Genomic DNA, 232 nt, shown 5'->3' on the forward strand with positions numbered 1-232 from the left:
TTAGAAGAGCTCGCCCAACTGGGACGCACCCTGTGGCGAAGGCGCAAAGATGTGCTCGCCTACTTTGATATCGGTGCATCCAACGGCCCCGTCGAGGCAATCAACGGCAGACTCGAACACCTACGCGGCATCGCCCTAGGATTTAAAAACCTCAACCACTACATCTTGCGATGCCTAATCCACTCCGGACAACTACAGGACAAAATCAACGCACTCTAAAACCGGAAGGGCC

The 232-nt window shown here is 54.3% G+C and carries 1 protein-coding gene; it reads left to right on the forward strand.

The genetic code is table 11. The features are described from left to right. On the forward strand, nt 1-219 hold a 219-nt coding region (locus tag HMPREF2993_RS06985), incomplete at its 5' end, for a transposase (RefSeq protein WP_141758274.1). Between the last annotated feature and the right edge of the window lie 13 nt (nt 220-232).

This window comes from Corynebacterium sp. HMSC068G04, assembly GCF_001814885.1.
In the GTDB taxonomy this organism is placed as follows: Bacteria; Actinomycetota; Actinomycetes; order Mycobacteriales; family Mycobacteriaceae; genus Corynebacterium; species Corynebacterium hiratae.